7 protein-coding genes are annotated in these 5,381 nt (G+C 62.4%); all 7 read left to right on the top strand.

What is annotated here, in order from left to right; genetic code table 11:
* Positions 1 to 447: cbb3-type cytochrome c oxidase subunit I (locus VDP82_RS13330; protein ID WP_323015335.1), on the top strand; the 447-nt coding region annotated here is incomplete at its 5' end.
* Positions 448 to 538: 91 nt separating this feature from the next.
* Positions 539 to 1,435 (top strand): heme o synthase, encoded by an 897-nt coding sequence (locus VDP82_RS13325; protein WP_323015336.1) that lies wholly within the window; start codon positions 539 to 541, stop codon positions 1,433 to 1,435.
* Complete coding sequence (locus VDP82_RS13320) at positions 1,435 to 1,617, top strand: hypothetical protein (RefSeq protein ID WP_323015334.1); 183 nt, start codon at positions 1,435 to 1,437, stop codon at positions 1,615 to 1,617. Before VDP82_RS13325 ends, VDP82_RS13320 begins: the two co-directional genes overlap by 1 nt.
* A complete protein-coding gene (locus VDP82_RS13315) occupies positions 1,617 to 2,183 on the top strand; it encodes a cytochrome c oxidase assembly protein (protein WP_323015333.1) in 567 nt (188 codons plus the stop codon). The genes VDP82_RS13320 and VDP82_RS13315 overlap by 1 nt, the downstream gene beginning before the upstream one ends.
* A 2-nt stretch (positions 2,184 to 2,185) precedes the next feature.
* A complete protein-coding gene (locus VDP82_RS13310) occupies positions 2,186 to 3,022 on the top strand; it encodes a cytochrome c oxidase subunit 3 (RefSeq protein WP_323015332.1) in 837 nt (278 codons plus the stop codon).
* Between the two features lie 104 nt (positions 3,023 to 3,126).
* On the top strand, positions 3,127 to 3,888 hold the full coding sequence (locus tag VDP82_RS13305) for an SURF1 family protein (protein WP_323015331.1): 762 nt from the start codon (positions 3,127 to 3,129) through the stop codon (positions 3,886 to 3,888).
* A 61-nt stretch (positions 3,889 to 3,949) separates the two neighbouring features.
* Positions 3,950 to 5,341, top strand: a complete 1,392-nt coding sequence (gene thrC, locus VDP82_RS13300) for a threonine synthase (protein WP_323015330.1) — start codon at positions 3,950 to 3,952, stop codon at positions 5,339 to 5,341.
* The last annotated feature ends 40 nt before the right edge of the window (positions 5,342 to 5,381 follow it).

Here is a 5,381-nt window from a genome sequence, read left to right as displayed (position 1 = left end):
TTCGTGGTGGCCCATTTCCACTATGTGCTCTCGCTGGGTGCGGTGTTCTCGCTCGTCGCCGGCTGGTATTACTGGTATCCGAAGATGTTCGGCTACATGTACAATGAGACCCTGGCCAAGCTGCATTTCTGGACCATGTTCATCGGTGTGAACCTGATCTTCTTCCCGCAGCACTTCCTGGGCCTGGCCGGTATGCCGCGCCGCTATATCGACTACCCCGACGCGTTCGCCTTCTGGAACCGCATCTCCTCGATCGGCTACTACATCACCTTCGTGGCCATGGTGATCTTCTTCTACGCCACTTGGGAAGCCGCTCGGAAGAAGCGTCCGGCTGGTGACAATCCGTGGGGTGTCGGCGCGACCACGCTGGAATGGACGCTGAGCAGCCCGCCGCCGTTCCACCAGTTCTCGACGCTGCCGCGGATCGACCCCGCCAGCGCGCACTAAACAGATCGGGCCGCGTTCGCGCGGCCCGCTTCCAAGAAGATCAAGGGCAAGGCCAGTGGCTTTTATCGACGACAGCAGGAACCTGACCGGTATGACCGGCGAAGCGCGCGTGGAGGATTACATCGCGCTGCTGAAGCCCAACGTCATGCAACTGGTCGTGTTCACCGCCATTGTCGGGCTCGTCGTGGCGCCGGGCGGCATCAATCCGCTGATCGGCGTCATCGCCATCGTCTGCATCGCCATCGGTGCTGGGGCCTCGGGCGCGCTGAATATGTGGTATGACAGCGATATCGACGCCATCATGAGCCGCACCATCAATCGCCCCATCCCGGCAGGGCGTATTACGCCCGAGCAGGCGCTGGCTTTCGGCGTGGTGCTCTCGGCACTATCGGTGATGCTGCTGGGCCTGGCCACCAACTGGGTGGCGGCCGGCCTTCTGGCCTTCACCATCTTCTTTTATGCCGTCATCTACACCATGTGGCTCAAGCGCGCGACGCCCCAGAATATCGTTATTGGCGGGGCTGCCGGGGCGTTTCCGCCGGTCGTCGGCTGGGCCGCGGTGACGGGTGGCGTCTCCTTCGAAAGCGTGGTGCTTTTCCTCATTATCTTCCTGTGGACGCCGCCGCATTTCTGGGCCCTGGCGCTCTACAAGCAGTCCGACTATGGCGCGGCGGGCGTACCGATGATGCCCAATGTGGCGGGCAATGACTCCACCAAGCTCCAGATCTTCGTCTATACCCTGATCCTGGCGGGCTCATCGCTGCTGCCCTCCGTGTTCGGCTTTGCCGGCTGGATCTATACCATCGTGGCGCTGGTGACCGGGGTTTCGTTCAGCCTTCTGGCCTGGCGGTTGCTGCGCACCCGCGAGGATGTCGCCATGCGCAAGGCCGCGCGGGTCTTGTTCAACTATTCGCTGAGCTATTTGTTCATCGTCTTCCTGGCCTTCATGACCGATCATCTGCTGACCCGCTTCGGAGGACTGGCCTGATGAGCGCTCCCGACGAAATCCGTGAGGTCAAGCCGGAAAGCCGTGAAATTGCCGCCGCGCGCGCCAAGACGCGCCGACGCCGGTCCATCGCTCTTGGCGTCGCGCTGGCGTTGTTCACCATCACCTTCTACCTGCTGACCATCGTCAAGATGGGGCCGGCTATCTTCGATCGGGCCTTGTGATGGCGGATGCGAGCCACTCCATCCCCGAACCGCTTACCGCGCGGCGCAACCGTCGTGTGGCGCTGATCGGCGCATGCCTGGTCGTAGGCATGGTGGGCCTGGCCTATGCCGCCGTGCCGCTCTACCAGCTCTTCTGCCAAGTGACCGGTTTTGCCGGCACGCCCCAAATTGCCAGCGAGGCGCCGCGCGGCGTGATCGACCGGGTGATGACGGTGCAGTTCGATTCCAACGTCGCCAACGACCTGTCCTGGACGGTCAAGGCGGCTTCCTCGGTCACCGACAATATCGGCACGGTTGACACGGTCCACTACATCGCCACCAATAATTCCGACAAGACGCTCAGCGGCATGGCCGTGTTCAACGTCTCGCCGGAAAAGGCGGGCGTCTATTTCAACAAGATGGAATGCTTCTGCTTTACCGAGCAGACGCTGCAACCCGGCGAAACCGTCGAGATGCCCATCGTGTTCTTCATCGATCCCGAGCTCGACAAGAACCACGAGCTCGCCACCATCAAAGAGATTACCCTCTCTTATACCTTCTACGCTTCAGACAACGGGGGAAGCTGATCATGGCTGCCATAGCCAAGAACCACGACTATCATATGGTGGAACCGAGCCCATGGCCTTTTGTCATGTCCGCCTCGGTATTCGTCTTCGCTCTGGGCATCATCTTCTGGATGCACCACTGGACCCCTTGGGTTTTCGCCATCGGCCTGGCCGGCATTCTCTACACCATGTACGCATGGTGGAGCGACGTGGTGAAGGAAGCCAATAACGGCATCGATCACACCCCCGTCGTGCAGCTGCATCACCGCTATGGCATGATGCTGTTCATCACCTCCGAAGTGATGCTGTTCGTGGCCTTCTTCTGGGCCTATTTCGACGGCTTCTTCCGCTTCGACGATATCGAGCAATATGCGCGCGTAGCCGCCACCGGCGGGCATTGGCCTCCGGTCGGGGTGGAACTGTTCGACCCCTTCCACCTGCCGCTGTTTAATACGCTGCTGCTGCTCACGTCCGGAACCACGGTGACGTGGGCGCACCATGCGCTCCTGGAAAATGATCGTGAAGGGCTCAAATGGGGCCTGGTGCTGACCGTGCTGCTGGGCGCGGTGTTCACCGTGGTGCAGGCCATCGAGTATAGCGAGGCTGGGTTCACCTTCGCCGGCAATCTCTATGGCGCAACCTTCTTCATGGCTACGGGCCTGCACGGTTTCCACGTGCTGGTGGGCACCATTTTCCTCACCGTCTGCCTGATCCGCGCCATTCGTGGCGACTTCACGCCCGAGCGCCATCTCGGCTTCGAACTGGCCGCCTGGTACTGGCATTTCGTGGACGTGGTCTGGCTGTTTCTTTTTGCCTCCATCTATGTCTGGGGAAGCTGGGGCGTGGCGATCAGCCACTAAGCACCGCCCGGCACGTTTTTACGGGGCGCAGCCGCAAGCTGCGCCCCGATCCGTCTGGAAGGCGGGAATTATTGCGGCTTCCAGCGCTATGGGATGAAACCACTATGAGCACGTCTGCCGCCCGGCCGATCAAGAGCTGGGTTTTCATCGGTCTGATGCTGGCGCTGGCTGGCCTCTGCCTCTGGCTCGGCAACTGGCAGATGCAGCGCCTCGGTGAAAAGGAAGCTCTGATCGCCGCCGTCGAGCAGCGCATCCATTCGGCTCCCGTTCCCGTGCCGCCTGTTGCCGATTGGGAGCATCTGGACAGCGATGCACTGGTGTTTCAGCCGGTGACGCTGGCCGGGCGCTTCGGCTACAACCAGACCGTCACCGTATTCACCAATCTCTCCAGCGCGCGCGGCGCCGCCTCGGGTCCCGGCTATTGGGTGATGACGCCGTTTGCGCTCGCAGATGGCGGCACGGTTTTCGTCAATCGCGGTTTTATTCCCCAGGCCTTTCAGGAGGCCGCCGTTACCGATGGCGAGGCGGGCGATGCGCTGGTGAGCATCAGCGGGCTGTTGCGCGCGGGGGAGCGGGCGGGATTCATGACGCCCGAGCCGAACACGTCCGACCGCATCGAATGGGTGCGCGACCCGCAGCGTCTTGCCGCCATGGTCGACCCCGCCATGGCGCCCATCGCGCCTTTCTTCATTGATATGCCGGCGGGAGCGCCGGGCGAGTTGCCGCAAGGCGGCGAGACGGTGCTGGAGTTTCCGAACAACCATCTGGGCTATGCGGTCACCTGGTATGGTTTTGCCATCGTCGCGGTGGTGATGCTCGCCTTCTGGGGGCGGCGTCAGTTCGCTGGCAGCCGAAGCGACGGCTAAACTTGCGGTTCGCGCCTCGTTTGACTAGTTTGCACCAATTCTAAAAGGGCACTTCCCCAGAATGCAGTTCGTCTCCACGCGGGGCCAGGCGCCCGTGCTCAACTTTTCTGACGCGGTTCTTGCCGGCCTGGCGGCCGATGGCGGACTTTATGTGCCGCAAAGCTGGCCCCGGATCGAGCCTGCCGAGATCGCCGGCTTTGCCGGAAAGCCCTATGCCGACGTCGCCTATGCCATCATCAGCCGTTTCACCGGCGACGACATCGCCCCCGCCAAGCTAAGGGCCATTCTGGAGGAAGCCTATGCCGGCTTCCGTCACCCCTCGGTGACGCCGCTGGTCGAACTGGAGCCGAACCACTTTCTGCTGGAGCTGTTCCACGGGCCGACGCTGGCGTTCAAGGACGTCGCCATGCAGTTCCTCAGCCGCGTCATGGACCATATTCTGGCCGAACGCGGGCTCCGGGCCACCATTGTCGGCGCCACGTCCGGCGACACCGGCTCGGCCGCCATCGAGGCCTTTCGCGGGCGCGACACCACCGACATCTTCATCCTGCATCCCGAGGGACGCACCTCGGCAGTACAGCGGCTGCAAATGAGCACGGTGCTCGACGCCAATGTCCACAATATCGCGCTTCAGGGCACGTTCGACGACTGCCAGAACATCGTCAAGGCCATGTTCAACAATCACGGCTTCCGCGACCGCGTACGCCTCTCTGGCGTCAATTCGATCAATTGGGGCCGGATCGTCGCGCAGATCGTTTATTATTTTGTCGCGGCCGTATCGCTCGGCAGTCCTTATCGCAAGGTGAGCTTCAGCGTGCCGACCGGCAATTTCGGCGATATCTTCGCCGGCTATTGCGCCCGCGCCATGGGCCTGCCGGTGCAAAAGCTGGTGATTGCCACCAATGCCAATGACATCCTGCGTCGCACGCTGGATACGGGTCGTTATGAAATGGCAGGGGTGGAGCCCACCATCAGCCCTTCCATGGATATTCAGATTTCATCTAATTTCGAGCGGCTGCTGTTCGAAAGCGCGGGGCGCGACGCGGGAGCCGTGCGCGCCATGATGGATGGCCTCAAGCAGTCTGGTGGCTTTGCCCTTCCTGAAGCGACACTGGCCGCCATTCGCCGCGATTTTGCCGCCGGCACCACCAACGAACAGGACACGCGCGCCACCATCGCCGCGACCCTTGCCGCTTCTGGTTACCTGCTCGATCCGCATACCGCAGTAGGCGTACACGTCGCCCGGGCGCATCTGGGGGACACGCCCATGGTGACGCTGGCCACGGCCCACCCGGCCAAATTCCCCGCCGCGGTGAGGGAAGCCTCGGGCATCGATCCGGCGCTGCCGGCCTGGCTGGCCGACCTTTACCAGCGCGAGGAGCGCCTGAGCGTGCTTGCCAACGACCAGAAGGCGGTCGAAGACTTCATCGCAGCGCGTACGCGCGCTGCCTGACGAATCGAGGGCCTCGTGGTCGCTCGACCGCCAGGCCTGT

Origin of the sequence: Devosia sp., assembly GCF_034675085.1 — a bacterium.
Classification (GTDB): Bacteria; Pseudomonadota; Alphaproteobacteria; order Rhizobiales; family Devosiaceae; genus Devosia.
The sequence above is the reverse complement of the archived record's forward strand: the minus strand, read 5'-3'. Positions and strand labels throughout refer to the sequence as shown.

Bases quoted from the DNA above. Each gene is read 5' to 3' on its own strand.
- VDP82_RS13315 (WP_323015333.1), top strand. From the start codon at position 1,617: ATGGCGGATGCGAGCCACTCCATCCCCGAACCGCTTACCGCGCGGCGC.
- VDP82_RS13310 (WP_323015332.1), top strand. From the start codon at position 2,186: ATGGCTGCCATAGCCAAGAACCACGACTATCATATGGTGGAACCGAGC.
- VDP82_RS13320 (WP_323015334.1), top strand. From the start codon at position 1,435: ATGAGCGCTCCCGACGAAATCCGTGAGGTCAAGCCGGAAAGCCGTGAA.
- VDP82_RS13305 (WP_323015331.1), top strand. From the start codon at position 3,127: ATGAGCACGTCTGCCGCCCGGCCGATCAAGAGCTGGGTTTTCATCGGT.
- VDP82_RS13325 (WP_323015336.1), top strand. From the start codon at position 539: ATGACCGGCGAAGCGCGCGTGGAGGATTACATCGCGCTGCTGAAGCCC.
- thrC (WP_323015330.1), top strand. From the start codon at position 3,950: ATGCAGTTCGTCTCCACGCGGGGCCAGGCGCCCGTGCTCAACTTTTCT.